This is a genomic window from Catenuloplanes sp. NPDC051500, from assembly GCF_044454585.1.
GTDB lineage: Bacteria > Actinomycetota > Actinomycetes > Mycobacteriales > Micromonosporaceae > Catenuloplanes.
The window spans coordinates 190,446-210,190 of sequence record NZ_JBITDX010000005.1 but is presented as its reverse complement, the minus strand read 5'-3'; the positions used below and the strand labels follow the sequence as shown (position 1 = coordinate 210,190).

34 protein-coding genes are annotated in these 19,745 nt (G+C 67.5%); 7 read left to right on the top strand and 27 right to left on the bottom strand.

Translation table 11 applies throughout. The annotated features are described in order from the left end of the window. Positions 1–7 precede the first annotated feature (7 nt). The 27 genes from ACIA8K_RS12840 to ACIA8K_RS12710 form a co-directional block, all read right to left on the bottom strand. Positions 8–403 (bottom strand): hypothetical protein, encoded by a 396-nt coding sequence (locus ACIA8K_RS12840; protein ID WP_396058109.1) that lies wholly within the window; start codon positions 401–403, stop codon positions 8–10. Then, positions 400–729: a hypothetical protein gene (locus ACIA8K_RS12835; protein ID WP_396058106.1), complete on the bottom strand. Its 330-nt coding sequence runs from the start codon at positions 727–729 to the stop codon at positions 400–402. The genes ACIA8K_RS12840 and ACIA8K_RS12835 overlap by 4 nt, the downstream gene beginning before the upstream one ends. Then, positions 726–1,346, bottom strand: a complete 621-nt coding sequence (locus tag ACIA8K_RS12830; RefSeq protein ID WP_396058103.1) for an RNA ligase family protein — start codon at positions 1,344–1,346, stop codon at positions 726–728. Before ACIA8K_RS12830 ends, ACIA8K_RS12835 begins: the two co-directional genes overlap by 4 nt. Further along, positions 1,343–1,603: a hypothetical protein gene (locus ACIA8K_RS12825; protein ID WP_396058100.1), complete on the bottom strand. Its 261-nt coding sequence runs from the start codon at positions 1,601–1,603 to the stop codon at positions 1,343–1,345. Before ACIA8K_RS12825 ends, ACIA8K_RS12830 begins: the two co-directional genes overlap by 4 nt. Then, positions 1,600–1,797, bottom strand: coding sequence for a hypothetical protein (locus ACIA8K_RS12820; RefSeq protein WP_396058097.1), 198 nt, complete (start codon positions 1,795–1,797; stop codon positions 1,600–1,602). The genes ACIA8K_RS12825 and ACIA8K_RS12820 overlap by 4 nt, the downstream gene beginning before the upstream one ends. Next, a complete protein-coding gene (thyX, locus tag ACIA8K_RS12815) occupies positions 1,797–2,510 on the bottom strand; it encodes an FAD-dependent thymidylate synthase (protein ID WP_396058095.1) in 714 nt (237 codons plus the stop codon). The genes ACIA8K_RS12820 and thyX overlap by 1 nt, the downstream gene beginning before the upstream one ends. Before the next feature lie 15 nt (positions 2,511–2,525). Beyond that, entirely contained in the window at positions 2,526–3,032 is a 507-nt protein-coding gene (locus ACIA8K_RS12810) for a hypothetical protein (protein ID WP_396058092.1), read from the bottom strand. Next, positions 3,029–3,373 carry a hypothetical protein gene (locus ACIA8K_RS12805; RefSeq protein ID WP_396058089.1) on the bottom strand — a complete coding sequence of 115 codons (345 nt, stop codon included), beginning with the start codon at positions 3,371–3,373 and terminating at the stop codon, positions 3,029–3,031. The genes ACIA8K_RS12810 and ACIA8K_RS12805 overlap by 4 nt, the downstream gene beginning before the upstream one ends. After that, entirely contained in the window at positions 3,370–3,597 is a 228-nt protein-coding gene (locus ACIA8K_RS12800) for a hypothetical protein (RefSeq protein WP_396058086.1), read from the bottom strand. Before ACIA8K_RS12800 ends, ACIA8K_RS12805 begins: the two co-directional genes overlap by 4 nt. 15 nt (positions 3,598–3,612) lie before the next feature. Then, entirely contained in the window at positions 3,613–4,044 is a 432-nt protein-coding gene (locus ACIA8K_RS12795; protein WP_396058084.1) for a hypothetical protein, read from the bottom strand. Positions 4,045–4,086: 42 nt separating this feature from the next. After that, positions 4,087–4,719 (bottom strand): hypothetical protein, encoded by a 633-nt coding sequence (locus tag ACIA8K_RS12790; RefSeq protein ID WP_396058082.1) that lies wholly within the window; start codon positions 4,717–4,719, stop codon positions 4,087–4,089. Positions 4,720–4,806: 87 nt separating this feature from the next. After that, positions 4,807–5,202, bottom strand: coding sequence for a hypothetical protein (locus ACIA8K_RS12785; RefSeq protein ID WP_396058079.1), 396 nt, complete (start codon positions 5,200–5,202; stop codon positions 4,807–4,809). Next, positions 5,199–5,837, bottom strand: a complete 639-nt coding sequence (locus ACIA8K_RS12780; RefSeq protein ID WP_396058076.1) for a dATP/dGTP diphosphohydrolase domain-containing protein — start codon at positions 5,835–5,837, stop codon at positions 5,199–5,201. The genes ACIA8K_RS12785 and ACIA8K_RS12780 overlap by 4 nt, the downstream gene beginning before the upstream one ends. A gap of 11 nt (positions 5,838–5,848) precedes the next feature. Continuing rightward, entirely contained in the window at positions 5,849–6,229 is a 381-nt protein-coding gene (locus ACIA8K_RS12775) for a hypothetical protein (protein ID WP_396058074.1), read from the bottom strand. 101 nt (positions 6,230–6,330) lie between these two features. After that, a complete protein-coding gene (locus ACIA8K_RS12770; protein WP_396058072.1) occupies positions 6,331–7,056 on the bottom strand; it encodes a DUF2786 domain-containing protein in 726 nt (241 codons plus the stop codon). A gap of 49 nt (positions 7,057–7,105) precedes the next feature. Then, on the bottom strand, positions 7,106–7,306 hold the full coding sequence (locus tag ACIA8K_RS12765) for a hypothetical protein (protein ID WP_396058069.1): 201 nt from the start codon (positions 7,304–7,306) through the stop codon (positions 7,106–7,108). 92 nt (positions 7,307–7,398) lie between these two features. Continuing rightward, the gene (locus ACIA8K_RS12760; RefSeq protein WP_396058066.1) at positions 7,399–7,647 is read right to left on the bottom strand and encodes a hypothetical protein; all 249 of its coding nucleotides are present in this window, start codon (positions 7,645–7,647) and stop codon (positions 7,399–7,401) included. After that, positions 7,644–8,198, bottom strand: coding sequence for a hypothetical protein (locus ACIA8K_RS12755; protein WP_396058063.1), 555 nt, complete (start codon positions 8,196–8,198; stop codon positions 7,644–7,646). The genes ACIA8K_RS12760 and ACIA8K_RS12755 overlap by 4 nt, the downstream gene beginning before the upstream one ends. Before the next feature lie 76 nt (positions 8,199–8,274). After that, positions 8,275–8,562 carry a hypothetical protein gene (locus ACIA8K_RS12750; RefSeq protein WP_396058061.1) on the bottom strand — a complete coding sequence of 96 codons (288 nt, stop codon included), beginning with the start codon at positions 8,560–8,562 and terminating at the stop codon, positions 8,275–8,277. Between the two features lie 113 nt (positions 8,563–8,675). Then, positions 8,676–9,131 carry a hypothetical protein gene (locus ACIA8K_RS12745; protein ID WP_396058059.1) on the bottom strand — a complete coding sequence of 152 codons (456 nt, stop codon included), beginning with the start codon at positions 9,129–9,131 and terminating at the stop codon, positions 8,676–8,678. A 73-nt stretch (positions 9,132–9,204) separates the two neighbouring features. Then, positions 9,205–9,450, bottom strand: coding sequence for a hypothetical protein (locus tag ACIA8K_RS12740; protein ID WP_396058057.1), 246 nt, complete (start codon positions 9,448–9,450; stop codon positions 9,205–9,207). Positions 9,451–9,486: 36 nt separating this feature from the next. Then, entirely contained in the window at positions 9,487–9,693 is a 207-nt protein-coding gene (locus tag ACIA8K_RS12735; protein WP_396058054.1) for a hypothetical protein, read from the bottom strand. An 84-nt stretch (positions 9,694–9,777) separates the two neighbouring features. Beyond that, entirely contained in the window at positions 9,778–10,395 is a 618-nt protein-coding gene (locus tag ACIA8K_RS12730; RefSeq protein WP_396058052.1) for a hypothetical protein, read from the bottom strand. 93 nt (positions 10,396–10,488) lie between these two features. After that, positions 10,489–10,899, bottom strand: coding sequence for a hypothetical protein (locus tag ACIA8K_RS12725; RefSeq protein ID WP_396058049.1), 411 nt, complete (start codon positions 10,897–10,899; stop codon positions 10,489–10,491). 83 nt (positions 10,900–10,982) lie between these two features. After that, positions 10,983–11,330: a hypothetical protein gene (locus ACIA8K_RS12720; protein WP_396058047.1), complete on the bottom strand. Its 348-nt coding sequence runs from the start codon at positions 11,328–11,330 to the stop codon at positions 10,983–10,985. Between the two features lie 83 nt (positions 11,331–11,413). Next, on the bottom strand, positions 11,414–11,824 hold the full coding sequence (locus ACIA8K_RS12715) for a hypothetical protein (RefSeq protein WP_396058045.1): 411 nt from the start codon (positions 11,822–11,824) through the stop codon (positions 11,414–11,416). An 84-nt stretch (positions 11,825–11,908) separates the two neighbouring features. After that, on the bottom strand, positions 11,909–12,202 hold the full coding sequence (locus tag ACIA8K_RS12710; RefSeq protein WP_396058044.1) for a hypothetical protein: 294 nt from the start codon (positions 12,200–12,202) through the stop codon (positions 11,909–11,911). Between the two features lie 1,912 nt (positions 12,203–14,114). On the opposite strand from ACIA8K_RS12710, the gene ACIA8K_RS12705 reads away from it, so the two are divergent. The 7 genes from ACIA8K_RS12705 (at position 14,115) to ACIA8K_RS12675 (ending at position 19,723) form a co-directional block, all read left to right on the top strand. Next, positions 14,115–14,435, top strand: a complete 321-nt coding sequence (locus ACIA8K_RS12705; protein WP_396058523.1) for an HNH endonuclease — start codon at positions 14,115–14,117, stop codon at positions 14,433–14,435. Between the two features lie 93 nt (positions 14,436–14,528). Beyond that, positions 14,529–14,672 carry a hypothetical protein gene (locus tag ACIA8K_RS12700; protein ID WP_396058041.1) on the top strand — a complete coding sequence of 48 codons (144 nt, stop codon included), beginning with the start codon at positions 14,529–14,531 and terminating at the stop codon, positions 14,670–14,672. A 3-nt stretch (positions 14,673–14,675) separates the two neighbouring features. After that, positions 14,676–15,110 carry a hypothetical protein gene (locus tag ACIA8K_RS12695; protein ID WP_396058039.1) on the top strand — a complete coding sequence of 145 codons (435 nt, stop codon included), beginning with the start codon at positions 14,676–14,678 and terminating at the stop codon, positions 15,108–15,110. Positions 15,111–15,122: 12 nt separating this feature from the next. Further along, positions 15,123–16,766, top strand: a complete 1,644-nt coding sequence (locus tag ACIA8K_RS12690; protein ID WP_396058036.1) for a terminase — start codon at positions 15,123–15,125, stop codon at positions 16,764–16,766. A 14-nt stretch (positions 16,767–16,780) separates the two neighbouring features. Beyond that, positions 16,781–18,220, top strand: coding sequence for a phage portal protein (locus ACIA8K_RS12685; protein WP_396058034.1), 1,440 nt, complete (start codon positions 16,781–16,783; stop codon positions 18,218–18,220). Further along, positions 18,217–19,269 carry a hypothetical protein gene (locus ACIA8K_RS12680; protein ID WP_396058032.1) on the top strand — a complete coding sequence of 351 codons (1,053 nt, stop codon included), beginning with the start codon at positions 18,217–18,219 and terminating at the stop codon, positions 19,267–19,269. Before ACIA8K_RS12685 ends, ACIA8K_RS12680 begins: the two co-directional genes overlap by 4 nt. Beyond that, on the top strand, positions 19,253–19,723 hold the full coding sequence (locus ACIA8K_RS12675) for a hypothetical protein (protein ID WP_396058030.1): 471 nt from the start codon (positions 19,253–19,255) through the stop codon (positions 19,721–19,723). The genes ACIA8K_RS12680 and ACIA8K_RS12675 overlap by 17 nt, the downstream gene beginning before the upstream one ends. Positions 19,724–19,745 lie beyond the last annotated feature (22 nt).

Here is a 19,745-nt window from a genome sequence, read left to right as displayed (position 1 = left end):
CGGGGCGTCACTGGCCGGCCTTGCCAATAAGGCCGGCCAGCGTAAGCGGAAGCGCGGTCACGTTCATCGGGTTGACCCAGGCGGCCCGCTCGCGCTTGCCACCCCACCCGGACACGCCCTGCGTGTGGACCTGGACGCCGTAGTCCCAGTAGGGCTCCTGCGTGCGCATCCACCGCCCGCCGGCCTCTGTCACGTAGTCCGGAGTCTCGTCGGGCTCGGCCGCCCGGTTGCCCCAGCCCATCTTCTGATCGGCGACCAGCTGCTTGACAACGCCGTAGGCGAGCTGCTGGCCCCGGCCGGCACCGATGCAGTAGAGGACCATGTCGCCTACGCGGACGGTCCCGCCGAGCCAGTCGGTCAGGGCGATGCACTTGCCGTTCTCGTCCAACACGGGGTCCTTCACGCGGCCACCGCCAGCAGCTCGGCCGCGCGCTGGTCGTCGATCTCCTGGTCGGCCTGCATTACACGTGCGTAGTCGCCGATCGCGGCCAGGTCCCGCCAGCCGTAGCGGGCGGCGACGGTCAGGAGCGCGTCGATCATGTGCTCGGCGTTCTCGTGCTCCAGCGCGCCGTCCGTGATGTAGGCCCGGCGGAAGCGGCGACCGCGCACCCAGTCAACGAAGTTGACGACGGCGGCGCTGACGACCTGGTGCTCGGTGAACTGCGGGTGGTCCTCGGCTTCGGCAAGCCAGCCGACGACGAGCAGGTCTTGCGGGTGGGCGGTGTTCACTGGTTGAGCCCCTTCGGCTGGTCGTCGTTCTCGATCAGGGCCTTGAAGACCTGGCTGGCGGCGGTCTGGAAGACGATGACGCCCTCCGGTTGCATGAAGCCCGGGGCGGCTGCGGAGCCGTTCTCCCGGAGGAAGGCGAGGGTGTTCTCGACCTGGCGGGTGTCGAACGCGTACCGGCAGAGGCTCGGAACGACGCCCAGGCCGGGCAGGTCGCTGGTGAGCCCGGCGTACCGCTCGACGTTGAAGAGACTGAACCGGCGGTCGCCCTGCTTGAGGCCGTAGCCGCGCTGGATGCCGTGGCCCCACCACTCGCCGAAGTGCCGGCCGACGCCGAGCGCGCGGATCAGCTCGACCGCGTTCTCGCGAACCCATCCGGCGAAGCCGAAGTTATCGGCCCCGGGGTAGATGAGGCGCTTGCGGGACTGTGCGCCGATCCGGTACGCGCCGCCGTCGACCTCGAAGCAGTCCGGCTCGCCGCCCCAGAGCGGGGTGTCGATCTGGTAGCCGGTGACCTGCTCGATGACCACGGCTGCGTTCGTGCCGTCCAGCTTCTCGGTGATGATCATGTCGCGGAAGAGGCGCGGCGTCTTCGGCCATGCCTGGAACTCGATGGTCACTTCGGCAGCTCCTGGAGCACGTAGGTGTCGGTCACGTTGATCGGTGCCGCCGCGATCAGGTCGATCCGGAGGTCCTGCATGGTCAGCCACTCGTCGTCGCCCGGGTAGGCCCGGAAGAGGGCGTGCAGCGCGAGCTTCAGCGCCCGCTCGCCCTCGTAGAACCGCTTGTGGTCCTTGCGGCGAAGCCGGAAGGTCACGCGGAACACGGGAACCGGCATCCGGCCCGGCGTGCTGGCGACCGGGAAGGCGTCGCTCATCGGCGCTCCCAGGAGACGAACAGCGTGCTCGCGTGCTCGAACCCGGAGTCCTCAACCAGGAAGTTCGCGGCCTGGTGCTCGTCCTCGAACTCGTGCGTGGTCATGGTTGCGGGAACCATGGTTCCGGCCGGCGTGAAGACCTTGAGCTGCGGCTCGCCTGGCTTCGGCTCGGTGATGACGGTGACGATTACCATTACGGGGCGACCCTCCCGGCGCTCTTGAACGCCTGGTGCGTGATGGGCATAAGCTGGCCGAACTCGCGCTCGACCTGCTGGGCGGCCTCGTCGATCTCCCACAGCGGGAAGGTCGGGACCGTGGACGGGCTGGCCGTGGATCGCAGGCTGATGAAGTTGAGCAGCGCGCGGGCGTTGACCGTCCAGTAGAAGCTGGTCATGACGTTGGTCGGCAGGACGTCGCGGGCGACCTCGCGGGCGATGCCGGCCCCGAGCATGGTCTGGTACCGGCCGTAGGCCATCTTCGAGTTCATCTCGATCTCGCGGCGCATGACGGTGTACTGGTCGTCGGTGCCCCACTCGAACCGGTAGGCGCCCGGCTTGCCGAGCTGGCGGAGCGGCCGGGAGCGCGGCGGGACGTAGAAGTGGGGCTTCAGGACCCGGTAGCGCGCCGACTCCTCGTTGAACGAGCCGATCCGGTGCCAGAACCACTCGCGGGCGACGAACATCGGGGTCTCGACGAAGAACCGGAACGCGGTGTGCTCGAACGGCGAGCCGTGCCGGTCCCGCATGAGGAAGCGGATGAACCGCTCCGGGTCGACCTCGGAGCCGTCCATCAGGTGCGCCTCTTCGCCTTGCGTGGAGACGCGAGCTGCCCGGATGACCGCCATGTCGGACGCCATGTGGGCGTCCAGTGCGACGGTCGATCCGGTGCGGAACTTGATGGTGGTCACTGCGGTGGTGCTCCCTCAGTCGCGCGGGTCGGTGTTGTCGGGGGTGGCCGGCTCGGGGCCGAACAGGTCGTCGAAGAAGTCCTGGACGGCCGGACTGTTGTCCTGGCCTGCATTTTTGGTCGGTGCCTTCTTGACCCAGGGCAGGCGGACGCAGGAGTAGCCGCGTTCCTTGCTGGCGAACAGGTAACCGCGCTCGATCAGGCCGATCCGGGCCATGACCTCCATCAGCTCGACGTAGTCCTCCCAGAGGATCGCCTTGTCGATGAACAGGTGGTGGTGGCCCTCGGTGGTGCTGGGGAGCACCTTGACCGGCAGGTCGATGTCGAGCACGACCTTGTGCCACTGGTTGTCCGGGTCGATGAAGGCGTACTTCGGCTGGCTGCGCATCTCCGACGTGATGAGGTTGGCAACGTCCAGGTCCGAGGTGACGGCCGGCCGGGTGTAACCCTCCTCCGGCGCGGGCTCGTCGAAGTCGACGTAGGCGAGCTTCTGGCCCTCCAGGGGCAGGACGCGCTCGGTCATCGGGCGACCTCGACGCCGTTCTCGGCCAGGATCTCGCGGCCCAGCTCGGTCAGCTCGCCACCGACGTGCCGGCCAGCGATCGGGCGGGTCAGGAAGCCCCGCTGGCGGGCGGTGTTGAAGTGGTTGGACCAGCGGCCCGGGTTGCCGCCGTGGCGGGCGGCCAGGGTGGCGCACGGGGTCTTGCAGCCGGACGCGACCAGCTCGGTGTAGAGCAGGGCGACGCGGGCGTACGCGATGTCTTCGCGGGTTGGCGCGTCCCGGGTTCGGCCGTCCTCGGCGAACATGGCGGCGGTCACAACCTCGTTGACGGTGGTGCCAGGGATCTCAACGGTGGTCGTCACTGGCGAACGTCCTTTCGGGACATGGAGGTGAGGTGGTAGAACCCGAGGTCACAGTCGTAGAAGCGGTTCTCTCGGTGCATCCCACGACGGGTGCCGGTTCGGTCGGCGACGCGGTTCCGCGTGGTGGCGGCCCGCCCGAGCGCCTTGTTGGCGTCATGCTCGGAGTGGAATCCGCGCTTCTCACAGAGGCCGCACCACTCGTACGGCACTGATCGCTTGCTCATGGGGTACGGCCTCCTTCACTTCTTGAACTCGTCACACGGGCAGGACTCGATGCATCGGCCGCGACCGGACCGGACCTGGAGGTGCATCCAGTCGGCGTGTCCACAGCCGTCCGTCTGGCACCAGCCCTTGCGCTTGGAGCTGGTGGCGTTTGCCAGCAAAGCGCCGGGCGCGTAGAGCTTGACCAGGTGGAAAGTGCCTCCGAGGGCGATCTTCTCGGCTGCTCGGCTGGCGTCGATGTTGGAGGCGAACGGCCCCCAGTTGATGCCGGTGCCGGGCTGGCCGGCTGGCCCGAACTTGTGGACCAGGGCGACGCTGTCCCGGTAGCTGAGGATGTCGGCGACCTGCTTGATCAGGGCCTTCGCCATGCCCTTGCCGTCTGGGTACTCGTCGGACTCCAGGACGGTCAGGACCAGGTCGATTTCCTCTGCGCGGGGGATCAGCGCCACGGTGGGGACCTCCAGGTGGGGGCGGGAAGTCCGGCCTGCATTTTACAGGCGGACCGGCGAAGCGACCTTCAGGCAGGTCTCGGGCATGACCGCACCGTTCGTGAACCACGGGCTGTTCAGGTCGAACTGGACCAGCCAGTGCGGCTCGAAGTGGTCGGTGACGACTCGCGCGATGACGAAACCGCGCCGGCCGATCCGGACCTGGTGCTGGCCCTCGGCGTCTGCGGTGACCTCCACGGTTGCGCCGGGCTCGATGCCGGCCGACCCGATGGCCGCGACCTCGTCCGGCTCCAGCGGGAGGACGATGCCGCCCGGGAACCGCAGGTAGAGGTGGCCCTGCGAGATTCGCTCGACCAGGCCGACCCGCCCGGCGGAAACCGCGATGGCGTAGTCGTTGGTCACGACCTTGGCGAGGTCGCCGAGCCGGAACCCGTCGAGCGTGTACTTCTCTAGCTCGTCGGCGTTGAGCACGGTCGCGGGCAGGTAGAACGCGGCCACGGCGGTGTCGTGCAGCCGCTCGCCGGGGAAGCTCGCGGAACGCCAGACGCCGTGCTGGTCGCGCTCGGCCTGGTCGCCGTCGCGGTCTTCGATGATCGCGCCGACCGGCAGCGCGGCCAGCTCGGAGAGCGTGGTGATTTCCCGCCGGAGCAGGTTCACGGTGGTCGTCTCGGTCATCGGTGCCTCCAAGCGGGGTGGTGAAGGGTGCTTGTCTACCGTAGCTCGCGGCCTGCATTACACAAAATGCAGGCCGCGAGACACGGGTCACAGGTTTTCGGTGCCGTCGCTGATCAGCTCGGGGTCCTGCTCGATCAGCCAGTCCGCCAGCTTGACAAGGCGGTCCTTGCCGACCCACGAGCCGGAATACTCAACCGTGAGCCCGGCGCGACGCAGAATCTTGCGCGCCCGACCCTCGGCCACGCGGTATTCGTACTGCTCGATCGTCTCGAAGCGAGACTCGGTGGCGTACCCGGTGCCCGCGTTCTGCTCGGCGATCCGCAGCCGCCAGGTGACCGAGGGGTCGCGCAAGGACTCGATCGTCACCCAGACCCGGGCGATCTTTACGATCCGCCCCGACTGCTCGCCTCGCGACCTGCCGTATCCCTCGGTCACGAAGACGAGCTGGTTGAGCGTGAGCGGGCCGGCGGCCGGCCGATTCACTGCGCGGCCCCGGTCTTCGGGTCCTGGCGGTCGTCGTAGCGCTCGACCAGATCCGGGTGCCGGGACCACTCCAGCAGGGCGAAGGCGTGCCAGGCGACGGCGGCCAGATGGGGCTGGCCTGTCTCGGCGTCCTCGTCCTCGCCGCGCCAGAACGCCCAGGCGTGGCGCATCATCGCGGCGAACGAGAGCGACCAGGCGTAGCCGCGTCGCCAGTTGTCCAGGCCATCCGTGGTCGGGTACTTCTTCGGGCCGTAGCCGAAGCGCTCGGCGAGCAGGCGCAGCGGGTACTCGGGGACCAGGTCGTAGCGGGCCGCGCCCTGCTCTTTCGCGCCGCCGGTCGCCGACACCGGGCGTTCCCGGGTCTCCGGCGTGACGGTGGCACCCGGGGGCAGCTCGATGGTGAGCGGGGGCAGCTCGGGCAGGTCGGCCGGGATCAGGTCGACCTTGGCCACCACCTTCACGGCAGGGTCACGCTGGCCGATCGGCCGGCACTCCCAGCCGGTCATGTCGCCGTACTCGGTGACGTCGACCAGGGCCACGATGGTGCCCGGCCGCAGGGCGTGCGCGAGGCGCTGCGTGTCGCCGGTGACGACGGCGAAGCCGCCGACGATCAGCTTGATATCGGGGTTGGTCACTGGAATCTCTTTCACGCAATCACCTCGGTAGTGGGGATGCGGCGAACGAAGGTCGCCTCGGCCAGCCGGAAGCACAGCTGCGTGCGTCCCTGCCGGACGTGTCGGGGGTCGATCTCGTAGATCGAGATGTGGAAGCTGGCCCGGCGCAGCGCCTTGCCGAACCCGTCGAACCACGCGGCGGCGTCTTCCAGCTCGGCGAACCCGCAGTAGTAGTCCTCGTTGGGCAGGCCCGGGTCGTTCCGGATGCCGGGGTGATCGTCGCTGCCCTCATGGACGTCGCAGATGCGGTTACGCAGGCCGAGCTGCGTCTTCGTCAGGAACTCGTAGTTGCCCGCGTACGGGCCGAACCCGTACCGAGTCTCGACGCGGTAGACGGTGGTCGTCGTGGACATGGCGCAGCCTCCAGGGGGCAAGGCGGTGTGGATCGGGGAGAGTGCCTGCGTGGGGGTCCGAGCCCTGCCCCGTCCAAGCCGGGAGCACGCAGGCGAATAGGTCAGCGGGTGAGCGCGCCAGCAGGCCGGCCGCGCTGGGCGACCTCGTTGCCGCCCAGGTTGGCCCGCTGGCCGGCGGCATAGCCGGCATTGCGGCCGGAGCCGGTCAGGCGGCGGGTGCTGGTGACCAGCTTCGGGTAGTAGGCATCCACGGCCCGCTGGATCGCCTTGGAGCGGTCGACCAGGACCAGGGCGGTGCCGGGCGTGCCGGTGGACTGCTCACGGATGCCCTGCTGGCGGGCGGCGTCCAGGCGTCCACGGATGGCGCTGGTGAAGCCAGCCAGCCAGGACCGGCGGTACGCCTTGACGTCCTCGAACGGGCTGTACGGGCGGGCCACGCTGAGCCCGTAGGAAGCCTGGACGAGGAGGCTGGTGAACAGCAGCTCGACGCGCACGAAGTCCTCGGACGAGCCGAAGATGTGGGTGGCGTAGCCCTTGCCCTTGCCCGTGCCGGACTGGTGCAGCACGGCCTTCAGGCCCAGGCCCTCGGCGACCTGGTAGGCCAGGATCGCCTTGTCCTTCTGGTAGGCACCGGTGACCTTGATGAACTTGTCGGACACCTGCAAGGGCGTCTGGGCCTCGGCCTCGCGCAGGGCGTCCTCCAGGCCCCAGGCGGAGATCAGCTCGGCCGCCTTGGCGTTGTAGGCGTCGCGCTCGGCCTCGAACGTCGTGGCCTCGGCCTTGGCGAGCAGGGCGCGGATCTTCGCGAGGCGGGTCTGGTCGGTCATGGCATTCCTCCGGGGTGGTGTCGCGGTAAAGGGGGTCAGGGGATGGGGGTCAGAGGGTCTTCTTGACGGCGTCGACCAGCGCGCCCAGCAGCTCCCAGGCGGTCTCGCCGTGGTCGGCGGCCCGCATGTCACGCTCGCGGTAGTCACAGGTCTCCTCGGCCTTGTCGCCCAGGCGCTCCAGCTCGGCGGTGGCCGCGTCGTCCCAGCGTTCGATGCGGGCGATCAGCGCGGCCAGGGTCTCGTTGCTCATGCGTTTCTCCAGTTCAGAGGGGGTCTGCGGCAAGTCTGGCCCACATTACACGCACCCGGCATGTATTACACGTCGAGTGCGTGTCAAACGGGTCAGACTTCGATCTCGCGGTCGTTCAACCAGCAGTGCCAGGAGTACACCGGGTCACTGCTGTACCACACTCCGGTGATGTTGCCCTTGGGGCCGTAGGTGTAGTGCGCGTTCTGCTGCATGTACTCGAACCGGCGCTCTACCCGCCCGCCGGCCTGCTCGCACTGGCTCTCCCAGCGCTGGTGTTCGACGACGGCCCAGACCATCAGGCCGAGGATCGCGGCGATCCCGGCTGCGGCAAGGCCCCTCACGCGGGGATCGCGGTGCTGGCGGCCGGCACGAACAGACGACCGTGGTCTGTCATCAGGACGAGCTGCGTCACGCCCTGCACGGTGTGCTCGGCGAGGCTGCGCACCCGGGCAATATGCGTGCCCTCGTCGCGCCAGCTCGCCAGGTGCCAGCCGTCCGTTCCGGTGCCAACTCGGTTCGCCCGGTCCTGGGAGACCAGGACGGCACGCCCGAGCAACTGGGGCGTCACGCGGACCTTGGCAACCACGTCGCCAACCGGTCCGTGCACGCGCGGTGGGATGCGCTTCTTGCCAATCCGGGCGACACGCTGCGGTGCGCCGGTCGTCTTGGTCAGGTCGTCCGGCTCGACAACAGCCAGGACCTTGCCGGTCTCGGTGCTGTAGACCATCACGCGCCAGGGCATCCCGGTCATGATGGACTCGTTCAGCGCCCAGTCGATCCCGACGTCCTTCGCGTTGTCCGTGTCGGCCTGGCCCTGTACGTCGTACTGACGGTGCGCGGTGATCCAGCCCACCTGGTCGGACTCGTACTGGAGCGCGACGGTGTACGTCACACGTCCCACGTCGACCCTCCGAAGGCTGTTACCAGCGGCGATGCTCACTGTAGTTGTCCTATCTCTCGGTCGGGATTCAGCCGGCCAGGGTGCGGCCGTCAGTGACGACCATGACCGCGTCCAGCTCGTCGCGAATCGCCTCGTACTCGCGCCGGGCGGCGTCGTAGACCGCGCCGGACACCAGGATTCGGCTCTGCACCCGGCCCTTGACCAGGCGCACCATGACCGCGTCGTTCTCGGTCAGGTCGGCACCCGAGGTCTGGCACAGGTAGGCGCGCTCCGCCAGCATCCGGCGCAGCTCGTCCCGCTTGGCGGTCTCCACCAGGTCATCCCCGGCGAGGATCGCCCGCACCATCACGTTCACGGCGTCTCCGTTCTCTCGGCCTGCACCACACACGGTACACGCCTGGCCCGCATTACACGAACGCCCCCGGGCGCGGGAGTCGAACCCGCCCTACGACCATCCGGGGGGAGGCGTCAGACGCCCCACTCAAACTTCAGACCGACCATGTCGGCCCGCGTGGCATCGGCGATCGTCACGAAGTAGCCGCAGTCACCATCGGCCCGGCCGGTGCCGGTCTCGCTGAAGATGTGGTCGTACGCCCACTCGTCGTACGCATCGTCGCCAGGCTTGGAATCGGCCGGCGGGAGCGGAATGCAGACTACGGCCTTGGTGTCGATCCGGCCGTAATACTCGTAGTGGTGCTCCATGTGCAGCTCCACGATCACGGTCCCCGGCGTCCGGAACCGCAGGGCGGCCCGGCCGTTGCCGAAGACGACGCGCTCCAGGAAGTGCTTCCCGGCGGCCTGGTACTCGGCAATGGCGGCCTTCTCCGCGAGGTAGTCGTCTTCCAGCGTGCGGACGAACTCACCGTCCAGGTAGACCGCCGACGTGCGCTCGGCCTGGTCGCGGTACTCGTTGGTGACCTTCACGGCATTCTCCTGTCTCAGGGGGTCATTGCGTGCCCGGGGCCGGAGTCGAACCGGCCCTACACCATCGGGCTGATCAGGCGGGCCAGGCGTCCTCGGCGCGCTGCCTGGTCATCGGGTGGACGGTGCACAGCCGCTCACCGTTGAACCGGTCGGCCTGGCGGCCTTCCGGGGTACGCGTGCGGAACCAGCCGTCCCACCACTCCTCATCCACGCGGCTCGCGTCGACATCGACGGAGCACAGCCGCAGGTTGTAGTCCCAGCACTTCAGGCCCTGTGTGATCTCCACGCCGTTCGCTGTGCGGAATCGGGGGTCATTCATGGCGGCCACCTCTCGTTGTTGGGTCTTGCGGGCCGCTCAGGCCCGGACTTCACGTGCGATGGCGCGGGCCATCGTCGACTTGCGCGGCAAGTCCGTGGGGAACTCGATGTGCATCAGGTCGGCCATGATCCGCAGGACGGCCGGACGGACGCGTCGGGTGAGGTACGACGCGACCTCATCAGCCGTCGCGCACTCGTCGATCAGCGCGATCTCGTCGTGCGCCTGGCGCTCGATCTCATCCATGGCAGTGCCTTTCGTTGATGGTGTTGGGGAGTCCCTGCCCGGCACTCGAACGCCGGGATGTCTGCCCGTCAGGGGAGGCTGCGATCAGCCCTTGCGGCCATTGCGGGCCACGATCCAAGTCGTCGCCTGGACGGTCACGGGGTCGATCCCGAGGCGGTGTCCGGCGAGGCGGTAGCAGTGCTCGATAGCCGCGTACACGCCGCGCCGACCGAGTCCGGTCTCCGGGTTGACGCGCTCGCAGATCGTCGGTCCGAGTGCTATCCGGACCGCCCACACATCGACGGTCACGGCCTCACGGTCACCGAGCAGGTTGAGCGCGAACCGGCGAGTCTTCGGCCCGTTGAGCGTGCCGATCGGGTCGTCCGACGCCAGGGCAGCGCGTGCCCGCTCAACGTTCGCGCCCATGCAGTGCGGCGCGTGGTCGTTCGCGAGCAGGCCCACGGCACCCTCGACGTTGCGCGTCCAGGTCGTCCGGGGGGAGAGGTGCGCGACCACGGCGGCCACAGCCTCACGGGTGAGGCTGTGCTGCGCGGCGAGCCGGTCGATCAGGGCTTCACCCTCGGCATACCAGGTCGCGCCGTCCGCGATCATGCCCGGGGTGGCGCGGTTGAACGTCGCCACGATCCGATCGGTGCACGCTCGCGCGTCGGTGCCGAACACGTCACGGAGACGGATGGACGGCGCAATGATCAAGTCGGTCATGGCAGGGTGTTCCTTTCAGCCTGCATTACACGTGCGGTTGTGCAAAGTCCCCGGGCAGGGAGTCGAACCCTGCCTGTTGACCATCCGGGGGAATCAGAGAGACGTCGTGACGTATTCGCGCGCCATGGCGGAAACCTTGTCGTAGTCGCCGCGCTCGTTGGCGTAGTACGACATGTCCGAGTGCATGTCGAATCCGTCGACCCAATTGGGGTTCGCGGCAATGTCCTCGGGCGACAGGATGTCGTCACCCTCGGCGTGGCAGGCGATCACGTGGGCGGCTGAATCGGCGTGACCCGCGATCAGGAGCACCCGAGAAAGCGCGTGGACCTCGGTGCACGAAAGGGCGGTCCACACCTCTCCGTATCCGATGTTGTCCACGACGTTCGCCAGGTCCCGGATCGCGTCCTGCAATTCGTGGGCCGGGATCACGGTCACCGGCTGCGCGATCTCCTCCGTGCGGAAGGCACGGAAGGAACGACGCAGACCAGCGATGATGTTGAACATGGCAGTGCCTTTCGGTAAATGGATATTGCGGAGTCCCCGGGCAGGGAATCGAACCCTGCCGGTAACCATTCGGGGTGCGCCTATCAGCGCCAGGCGCGGCGCACGATTCCCTGGTGACGGGAAGTCGTCATGCTGTATTTCGTGTCCGGGATGACGCGCTTACGGGAGGCGGTCACCCATGCGATTGGCGTCTCGTAGCTGTAGACCACGTAGACCGGTGCATCGGCGGGAACCTTCCCGTCACCCGACACGTAGTTGCCGGTCCACAGGGACTTTGCGTCACGCAGCGGCTTCGCGTATTCCTCCGGAAGCTGCCCCGTCTCAATTCCGCCGGACAGAACGCCGACGTGCACGCCGGTCAAGTTGCCAGCATTGAACGGAACGAGAGCCTGAATGCGACCGTCAGCGTTCCGAACGTTGATCCGAGCCATGGCAGATATCCCCTATCAATTCGGCAGGCCATCATCAGGCAGGGAATGCCAATCCCTGCGACCCCCGAAGGGGTTTCGGCCGATCAGTAGACGTCCCGCACGTACTCGTTGCGGTCACGGGCGACGAACAGGTCAAAGGTGTGAGCGCTGCCCCACTCCATGACGTTCAGCGGGAACAGGTCGCCATTTTCGGAATCGGCGAGACCATCCGGACCGTGGCAGTCGTATGCCTCAATCGCGGCATCCCAGTAAGAGAGCAGCGCACCCGATGCCTTGGAAACGGCATCCCGTTCGGGCGTCTCGCCCGCGATCAGCGCCACGTGGATTTCTTCCGCGTAGTCGATGCCATCTGCGGAACCCTCGCCGACCATGCGGTATCGGACGATCTCTTTCCCGTCCGGCCCCGTTCCGATCAGCTGGAATTCGGTACGCACGCCATCACCAGCACGCCCGACGTAGGCGATGCCGTCAATGTCGCTCAGGGTGTTGGACATGGCAGATTGCTCCTATCGATTGGGCAGCCATCATCAGGCGAGGAATGCCAATCCTCGCGACCCCCGAAGGGGTTTCGGCCTGCATTACACGTTGACACGAACGATTCCGCCACGCGGGCCACGCTCGAATGCCACCACTCCGTTATCGCCGTACGCGATGCCGTCATAGTCGGCAGTCATGTAAACCCACGCGACCGGAGCGCCGTACCCATCGGCACGGTGATAGTCGTTGCCGGACTCACGCATCCAAGTCCGGAACGTCGCACCCGCATCACGCAGGGAGTTCGTGGTGTTCTCAGGGGACGGTGCGTCAGGGAGGGTTGCCCCGCCGTTGAAACCGGCGTCACAGAGAACGGTGTACTTCCCGAGCTTGCTCATGGCACTTGCCTTTCGTTGACCGCGCGTTGTGCGCGGTTTCGCGGATAGCCCGGAATCGAACCGGGAGCGCGCCTGCCAAGCGGGCCGCACCTGCATATCCGTATTGCATCGCGAGTGCATTGGTTGGCGTTGACCGGCAAGAACTGTGTGCCGCACGTGCGAGACGTGCGCAGAGCAGATTCCCGGTCGCGACCGACGTACCGTCGCGCGTTTCGGATCACTGTGGAATTGAGAAAGAACGAGCCGCCCGCCGACCGTGTGGCCCTGGCGTAGGACCGATCGGCGCTGGCCTTACTTGTGTCGCCCCTTGCGGTTTGCCTCCCCGCCCTGGCGGGCGGTGCTCCGTGCTTGCCTCCGTTTGTGTGTGCCTCGCTGACAGGGAGAACGCTACGGCATGGATTACACGTACAGAGAGTGAGATCCGGCCTGTCTTCCCAGGTCAACCCTGGTTTGCTTACGTGTAATGCAGGTCAACAGCTTTCCACGTGGCCCCGGTCACACTTTTGTCTTCCCTGGTCACGGGCCTAAGAAAGTCTTGCCCGAGCGGCTATTTGTGGCCCCGGTCACAGGAGGCGCCCTTGCGATGGCCCGGATCGGCCTGCATTTCACCCACAGTGATTGCCGCCCGGCCCTGCCTGCCTGGTAGACCGGCCTCTCAGGGGCCCTGTAAGACGTTGGCCCTATGCCGCCCACCCAATCACCCTCACCCCCGGGTGAACGTGGCACAGCGTGGTTCTCAGCCTGCTTTACACGTGCCTCCTGTGGCATGGCCCCACATACGCGTGCACATCACGGTGAGAGTAGCCCTGCCAGCGGCACACACATACCCCGTGAGCTGCGCATATGCAGCGTTTGTGCAGGTCAAGGGCTATGCATGGGCAGGCCAGAGGCAGAACACGAAATACACGTTACCCATGAGTAAGGCAACGCGTAGCGCCGTACAACACATCGCAGATTCGCTCTTGTCCGCCAGGCAGGGTGGGGGTATGATCCCCGGCCGCTTCTTTTGCCGACCGGTACGTGATAGCAGCTGAGATCCTGCCCAGGTAATAGGGTCCGTCAGAGCCCGCCTGCACGCCGGCCAGCGGCCACGTATTGCGCCGGCCTGCCCCCGGATTCGGCCGGCAGCGCGCCGCTGAGCCGGTTGCCAACGCCTCCTCGTCGGTGCGCCTTTCGCCCTTGACCGGTTTGGCCGGCGGCCGGATGAGCTGCTGACCGCGATCGGACCGTTCCGGTCCCCCGCCGCTGACGGGTTGGCCGGCTACGCCGCTTATCCGGTGCCGGGGCCGGAGGCCCCTGGTCTTGCCGAGTCCTTCCGCCGCTGACTGGCGAAGCCGGTATGCGGCGAAGCTGGGTTTGCCGTTGACCTTCGCCGTTGACCTTGGATCGCCGGAGGCAACATCGCGCGAACGCGCGGGTTATGGATGGTTCAAGGACGGGTCAAGGACGGTTTGGGGTTCGCTGACGCTACCCCGTTTGTGCGTCCACGCTACCCCGCCTGTGCGTGTACGCACCCTCGCTCGTGCGTACACGCCACCCCGGTCATGCCGGGGTGCGCTCACGCTACCCCGCCCGGGAGGGCGTAGACGCTACCCCGGTCTGACCTGGGAAAACTCTGCCTCAAGAAGTTCCTGATGTGAGCTGCGCAACAAACTGCTTGACTGGCTCGAATCTGGTCTCGATTACAAGATGAAGCAAAGCAATACAGCAATGCGGGAGAGCAGAGAAGCAGGTCAGCTGGTTGGGAGACGAAGTCTCCAACAACAGTGAAGCTGGTCAGCTGGCTACCTCATTGCGGCATTACGGCATACGGCCCTTACGGGCCGATACACAGGTAAGCCGCTTTGCAGCAGACTGCCCCGGGTCCACGGCCGACATCGGCCCAACGTGGTCGGGGTTCAACGTGGCGGTGATGCTGATGGCCTGGGAAGGTTCCGATCGGCGTGACCGCTTGCCGGCCGACTGGCCGGTCATCCAGCGTCGCATCCTTCGGCGCGATGGGCACCGTTGCACGGTGATCCGGTCCGATGGGCGGCGATGCCGGGACAAGGCGACCGAGGTCGACCACATCAAGCGCGGCGATGATCATGCAGATGACAACCTGAGAGCGATCTGCACATGGCATCACGCCCGCAAGAGCGCCCGCGAGGGCGGCCAGGCGGCGGCGCAGAAGCGCCGTGAAGCCGCCAACCGGTTCCGCCGCGCAGAGGCCCACCCGGGCCTGCTGGCGTAGGCGGGTCGAGCCCACAAGGCTCCCCGCTTCCGGCCCCGTGATGCCGTACCCCTCCGGCGTTGCGGGGCCTTGGCTTCCCCCGGGGGTGATCGCGTGCTGGTGGTGCGGATCGCCCTGGCGGGCTGGGTGTTCGAGCTGGACTTCGGCCGGCCCGAGCAGCACGAGGTTGTGCACAACAACGAGCTGGAGACGGAGCTGGCGTTCGGCTTCGTCGCCCCCGACGACGAGGAGGTGTAGCTCATGGGAGCACGTGGCCCCGTCCCGAACCGCGAGTCAGACCTTGCGCGTCCCCGGGAGCGGCGCGGCGGCGAGACCACGGCGGTGACGCGCGGCAAGGCGCGGAACACCCGGTGGCCGGCAGCCGATCCGGACTGGCACCCACTGGCGCGGGACATCTACCTGGGCTGCAAGAACAGCGGCCAGGCGGACTTCTACCAGCAGAGCGACATCGCGATCCTGCGGTCGCTGATGGAAGACCTGTCGCTCTACAAGAACTCCCGCAAGCGCTCCGGCCAGATGCTCATGACGATCATGTCGGCGCTCTCCTCCCTGCTGGTCACCGAGGGCGACCGGCGGCGCGTCCGGATCGAGCTGTCCGAGGAGGTCGTCGAGGAGACCCCGGCGAGCGTGAGCGTGCTGAACGACTACCGCGCGCAGCTGGGCATCGCGCAGTAAGGGGGTGATGCCGTGGCTACGGTCACGCTGACCCCCGAGGAGATCGACGCCCTGGAGCCGGACTACATCGGCCCCACCTGGCAGCGCGGCGTGTTCGGCGAGTGGATACTCCCGAAGGCCACGCTCGGCTGGGAGGTCGCCGCTTGGTGCGCGGACTACCTGCTCGCCGAGGATGGCGGGCCGTGGCGCTTCACCGCCGAGCAGCTGAGGTTCGTCCTGCACTGGTACGCGGTCGACGAGTACAGCGGCCGGTTCAACCACCGCGTCGGGATCTTGCAGCGGCTGAAGGGCTGGGGCAAGGACCCGCTGCTCGCCGTGCTGTGCCTGGTCGAATTCCTTGGCCCGTCCCGCTTTTCGCATTGGGACAAGGAGCGCAACCCGGTCGGCAAGGCGCACCCGCAGGCGTGGGTTCAGGTCGCCGCCGTCAACCGCGAGCAGACCAAGAACACCATGACGCTCCTGCCGTCGCTGATGTCGCAGAAGCTGATCGAGACTTACGGCATCAAGGCCGGCGCGGAGCTGATCCGCGCGGGGAACGGCACGAAGCGGCTTGAGGCTGTGACCTCGTCGTATCGCGCCCTGGAGGGTGCCCGCTCGACGTTCGTGTGTCTCAATGAGACCCAGCACTGGGTGTCCGGAAACAACGGGCATTCGATGATGGAGACCATTGACGGCAATATCACGAAGAAGGATTCGCGCTATCTCGCAATTACGAATGCGTATTTGCCGGGCGAGGATTCCGTTGCCGAGCGAATGCGTGAGGCGTACGAGAAAGTCCGCGAGGGCAAGGCCGAGGACGTCGGCGTCATGTACGACTCGGTGGAAGCCGACCCCCGTACCCCGCTGACTCCCGAGGCGCTGCGGATTGTCATCCCGAAGATCCGGGGCGACGCCGTCTGGCTGAACGTGGACGCGATCATCAAATCCACGCTCTCGCTGGTGATCAGCCCGGCCCGCGCCCGGCGCATGTACCTCAACATGGTCGTGGCCGACGAGGACGCGCTGTACGGCCCCGAGCAGCTGCGCGCGATCGAGAACGCCGGGGCGACGCTGCAACCCGGCGACGAGATCACGCTCGGCTTCGACGGCGGTAAGACCGGCGACGACACCGCGCTCGTGGCATACAGACTGAGCGACGCCACGTCGTTCGTCCTGGGTCACTGGTTCAAGCCTGAAGGCCCCAAGGGCGACGACTGGCAGGTGGACAAGGGAGCGGTCGATTCGGCCGTCAGAGAGGCCCACGCGCTCTACAACGTGCGGGGCTTCTACGCCGACGTCGCGCTGTGGGAGTCGCACATCGCCGACTGGGAAGCGGACTTCGCCGAGGGCTACAGCATCAAGGCGAGCGAGCGCTCCCCGGTCGGCCTGGACATGCGGCAGAACCAGCGCCGGCTGACCCTCGCGCACGAGCGCATCATGCAGACGATCTTCGATGCGAAGACCTTCTACGACGGCGATCCGGCCATGCGCCGGGCGGCGCTGTCGGCCTACCGCCGGGTGAACAACTACGGCGTGTCCTTCGGCAAGCTCTCGCGGGAGAGCAGCCGCAAGGTCGACCTCTACGCGGCTTGGATGCTCGCGCACGAGGCGGCCTACGACGTTCGCACGCGCGGCAAGAAGAAGGTCCAGCGGACCGGTCGCGGCTACTTCCTCTGAGGCGGTGATCCCCCATGGCCGACTCCGAACTCGGCTACGCCCGGCAGCTGCTCGCAACCCTGCACAAGGACCGCGATCGACTTCAGCGCATCGATGACTACGTTCAGGGCGAGCACGACGACCCGTACATGCCGATCAGCTCCGACGCGGAGTACCGGCTGCTGGCGGAGCGCTCGGTGTCCAACTGGATGCCCTTGCTCTTGAATACGCCGGCCCAGGCCATGTATGTCGACTCGGTGCGCCGGGCCGACAAGCAGCTCGCGGTCGGTGAGCAGCTGTCCGAGTGGAGGCACTGGCAGCGCTCCGGCCTGGACGCGCGCCAGCTGGCGATCCACAAGGGTGCGCTCAAGTTCGGCCATTCCTTCACGCTGACCGAGGCGGTCCGCAAGGGCCGCAAGCGGCTGGTGAAGACCAAGGGCCTGTCCGCGATGCGGACCGCTGCGCTGTTCGAGGACGCGGCGAACGACCAGACGCCGATCGTCGCCATCACGGTGACGGCCTGGCCGCGCGACGACAAGCCGGGCAAGGCCCGGATGTTCGACGAGACGTACGAGTACGAGGTGACCTTCGGGTCGCTCGGCGACGCCGACTCCGTCAAGGTGCTGACCAAGACGAAGCACGGCGCGAGCGAGTGCCCGGTGACCCGGTTCGCGGCGGCCGTCGACCTGGAGGGCCGCACGGTCGGGGTGATCGAGCCCATGATCGCCTTGCAGAACCGCATCAACCAGACGGTCTTTGACTTGCTCCTGGCGCAGTCCTACCAAAGCAGCCAGGTGCGCTACGCAACGGGTATGGCACCGCCGGTCAAGCGCGACCCGGAGACCGGTGAGGTCGAGCTGGACTCGGCCGGCAACCCGATCCCGCTGCCGATCAACCACAACGCGCGCCGCTTCCTGTTCGCCGAGGACCCGGACGTAAAGTTCGGCAGCCTGGAGGCGACCCCGCTGGAGGGCCTGATCGCCTCCATCGACATGTCGATCCGGCACCTGGCCGCGATCAGCCAGACTCCCCCGCATCACCTGCTCGGCCAGATTGCCAACCTGTCGGCGGAGGCCCTGGAGGCGGCGGAAACGGCTTTGCTCAGGAAAGTCCAGGAGTTCCGCAACAGCTTCGGCGAAGCCTGGGAGCGCGTCTTCCGCCTCGCGGCCGAGCTGGAGGGCGACGCTGACGGCGTCGATGCGTACTCCTGCGAGGTGCTGTGGCGCGACATGGAGATGAAGTCCCTGGCGCAGTCCGCTGACGGTCTCGGCAAGCTCTCCGCGCAGCTCGGCATCCCGGCACGCGGTCTGTGGCCGCGCGTTCCCGGCGTCACCCGCAACGAGGTTGACGAATGGGAGCGCATCGCCGAGGAGTCCGACTCGCAGCTTCGGCTCGCGCAGTCAATCACCCGGGCCACGACCCGCCAGCATACGACCCCGGCGCAGACGACTACAGCCGCGCCCATCGCGGCATGACAACAGCGGCACGCCAGCGAGAGGCCGAGCAGGTGGGCATCGCTTACCAGGCCGCGCTGGCGTACCTCGGAGTCCAGGCCGTGCAGGAGGCCCTGTCCATGTGGCAGGACATGCCGGCCATCTTCCGCCCGGCCCAGGCTTCGGCCTGGCTCGCGCGGATCGTCGACATGGTCCTCGCCCGCAGGATGGCCGCCCGGCTTCTGGCGATGGCCTACTACCGCCTGGCTCGCGCGCTGCGTACCGGCCGGACGATCGCCGACCCCGCCCGCTCCACCCTGGCATCCGTTGACCTGGTGGTCCTGCGCCGGGAGTTCGTCGCCCTGGTCGGCGATGACTCCGGCTACCGGCCCGGCTCGGACAACGACTCGATCCCGGTGGAGAAGCTGCCCTCGCTCGTCAACGACCACGCCGCCCTGGAGGCGGACGCGGAGGACGAGGCCGAAGAGGTGCTGCTCAACCTGGGGCCGAACAACCTGCTTCGGAAGGTACGGGAGATCGACACGGCCCGCCCGGCGGACGAGGTCGACGCGCGCCGCGAGCAGGCCCACATCGAGGCCGGCACGCGGTCGGCCGCAGCGGTCGAGCGGATTGTCATGAACGGCGCGCGGTCGGCCACCTGGTCCGCCGCGCAGCGGGACACCCGCGTCGTCGGCTACGCCCGCGTCTCGCAGTCCGGCACCCCGTGCGGGTTCTGCGCCATGTTGATCAGCCGGGGCGCGGTCTACAAGACCAAGCTCACGGCGACCTACAGCGACGGCGACCAATACCACGACAACTGTCACTGCGTCGCGATCGAGCTGTACGCCGAATCCGACTACGCGTCGGAGCGGTTCGCGCTGAACCGCGAATACCAAGACCTGTGGCCCGAGGTCACGAAGGGCCACTCCGGCAAGGACGCGCTGCGCGTGTGGCGCAGGTACTTCCGGGACCAGCAAGCAGCCTCAGCCCTGGCGGCGAGGTCCACCCCGAACGCCCTGGAGGCGACCCCCATTGAGCGGCAACGATTCGACGCAGGAACCGCAGACCGAGATCGTGTCCGAGTCCGCTGAGATTCCGACCGAGACGACCGAGGAGACCGTCCCGGCGGCGACCGAGGATGACGGCCTGGATCTGGCCGGCGCGCGGGCCGCGCTGAGCAAGGTACGCGCCGAAGCGGGCAAGTACCGCACGCGACTGCGCGAGGCGGAGGCGAAGCTGGCGGCTGCCAAGAGTCCCGAGGACTTCGAGGCGGCGGTCAACGAGCTGCGGCAGACCAACTCCAAGCTGGAGCGGGACCTGCTGGTCGAGAAGGTCGCTCGCACGGCCCAGCTCCCCGACGAGCTGGCCGAGCTGCTTCAGGGCAGCACGGAACCCGAGCTGAAGGCGCACGCCGCCAAGCTCCAGAAGTTCGTCACGCCGGCCAAGGAGCCGGTCGGCGAGCTGAGTGGTGGCCTCGATCCGAACGAAGACGAGGCATTCGACCCGGTCAAGGCGGCCCGCGCTGCACGCGCGTCCCGCTGGTGATCGGCGACATCGTCAGGCCCGC

Excerpts from the sequence above, each read along its gene's own strand:
- ACIA8K_RS12825 (WP_396058100.1), bottom strand. The coding sequence starts at position 1,603 with ATGAGCGACGCCTTCCCGGTCGCCAGCACGCCGGGCCGGATGCCGGTT.
- ACIA8K_RS12820 (WP_396058097.1), bottom strand. The coding sequence starts at position 1,797 with ATGGTAATCGTCACCGTCATCACCGAGCCGAAGCCAGGCGAGCCGCAG.
- ACIA8K_RS12810 (WP_396058092.1), bottom strand. The coding sequence starts at position 3,032 with ATGACCGAGCGCGTCCTGCCCCTGGAGGGCCAGAAGCTCGCCTACGTC.
- ACIA8K_RS12800 (WP_396058086.1), bottom strand. The coding sequence starts at position 3,597 with ATGAGCAAGCGATCAGTGCCGTACGAGTGGTGCGGCCTCTGTGAGAAG.
- ACIA8K_RS12790 (WP_396058082.1), bottom strand. The coding sequence starts at position 4,719 with ATGACCGAGACGACCACCGTGAACCTGCTCCGGCGGGAAATCACCACG.
- ACIA8K_RS12775 (WP_396058074.1), bottom strand. The coding sequence starts at position 6,229 with ATGTCCACGACGACCACCGTCTACCGCGTCGAGACTCGGTACGGGTTC.
- ACIA8K_RS12770 (WP_396058072.1), bottom strand. The coding sequence starts at position 7,056 with ATGACCGACCAGACCCGCCTCGCGAAGATCCGCGCCCTGCTCGCCAAG.
- ACIA8K_RS12765 (WP_396058069.1), bottom strand. The coding sequence starts at position 7,306 with ATGAGCAACGAGACCCTGGCCGCGCTGATCGCCCGCATCGAACGCTGG.
- ACIA8K_RS12740 (WP_396058057.1), bottom strand. The coding sequence starts at position 9,450 with ATGAATGACCCCCGATTCCGCACAGCGAACGGCGTGGAGATCACACAG.
- ACIA8K_RS12735 (WP_396058054.1), bottom strand. The coding sequence starts at position 9,693 with ATGGATGAGATCGAGCGCCAGGCGCACGACGAGATCGCGCTGATCGAC.
- ACIA8K_RS12730 (WP_396058052.1), bottom strand. The coding sequence starts at position 10,395 with ATGACCGACTTGATCATTGCGCCGTCCATCCGTCTCCGTGACGTGTTC.
- ACIA8K_RS12725 (WP_396058049.1), bottom strand. The coding sequence starts at position 10,899 with ATGTTCAACATCATCGCTGGTCTGCGTCGTTCCTTCCGTGCCTTCCGC.
- ACIA8K_RS12720 (WP_396058047.1), bottom strand. The coding sequence starts at position 11,330 with ATGGCTCGGATCAACGTTCGGAACGCTGACGGTCGCATTCAGGCTCTC.
- ACIA8K_RS12715 (WP_396058045.1), bottom strand. The coding sequence starts at position 11,824 with ATGTCCAACACCCTGAGCGACATTGACGGCATCGCCTACGTCGGGCGT.
- ACIA8K_RS12710 (WP_396058044.1), bottom strand. The coding sequence starts at position 12,202 with ATGAGCAAGCTCGGGAAGTACACCGTTCTCTGTGACGCCGGTTTCAAC.
- ACIA8K_RS12705 (WP_396058523.1), top strand. The coding sequence starts at position 14,115 with ATGCTGATGGCCTGGGAAGGTTCCGATCGGCGTGACCGCTTGCCGGCC.
- ACIA8K_RS12695 (WP_396058039.1), top strand. The coding sequence starts at position 14,676 with ATGGGAGCACGTGGCCCCGTCCCGAACCGCGAGTCAGACCTTGCGCGT.
- ACIA8K_RS12685 (WP_396058034.1), top strand. The coding sequence starts at position 16,781 with ATGGCCGACTCCGAACTCGGCTACGCCCGGCAGCTGCTCGCAACCCTG.
- ACIA8K_RS12680 (WP_396058032.1), top strand. The coding sequence starts at position 18,217 with ATGACAACAGCGGCACGCCAGCGAGAGGCCGAGCAGGTGGGCATCGCT.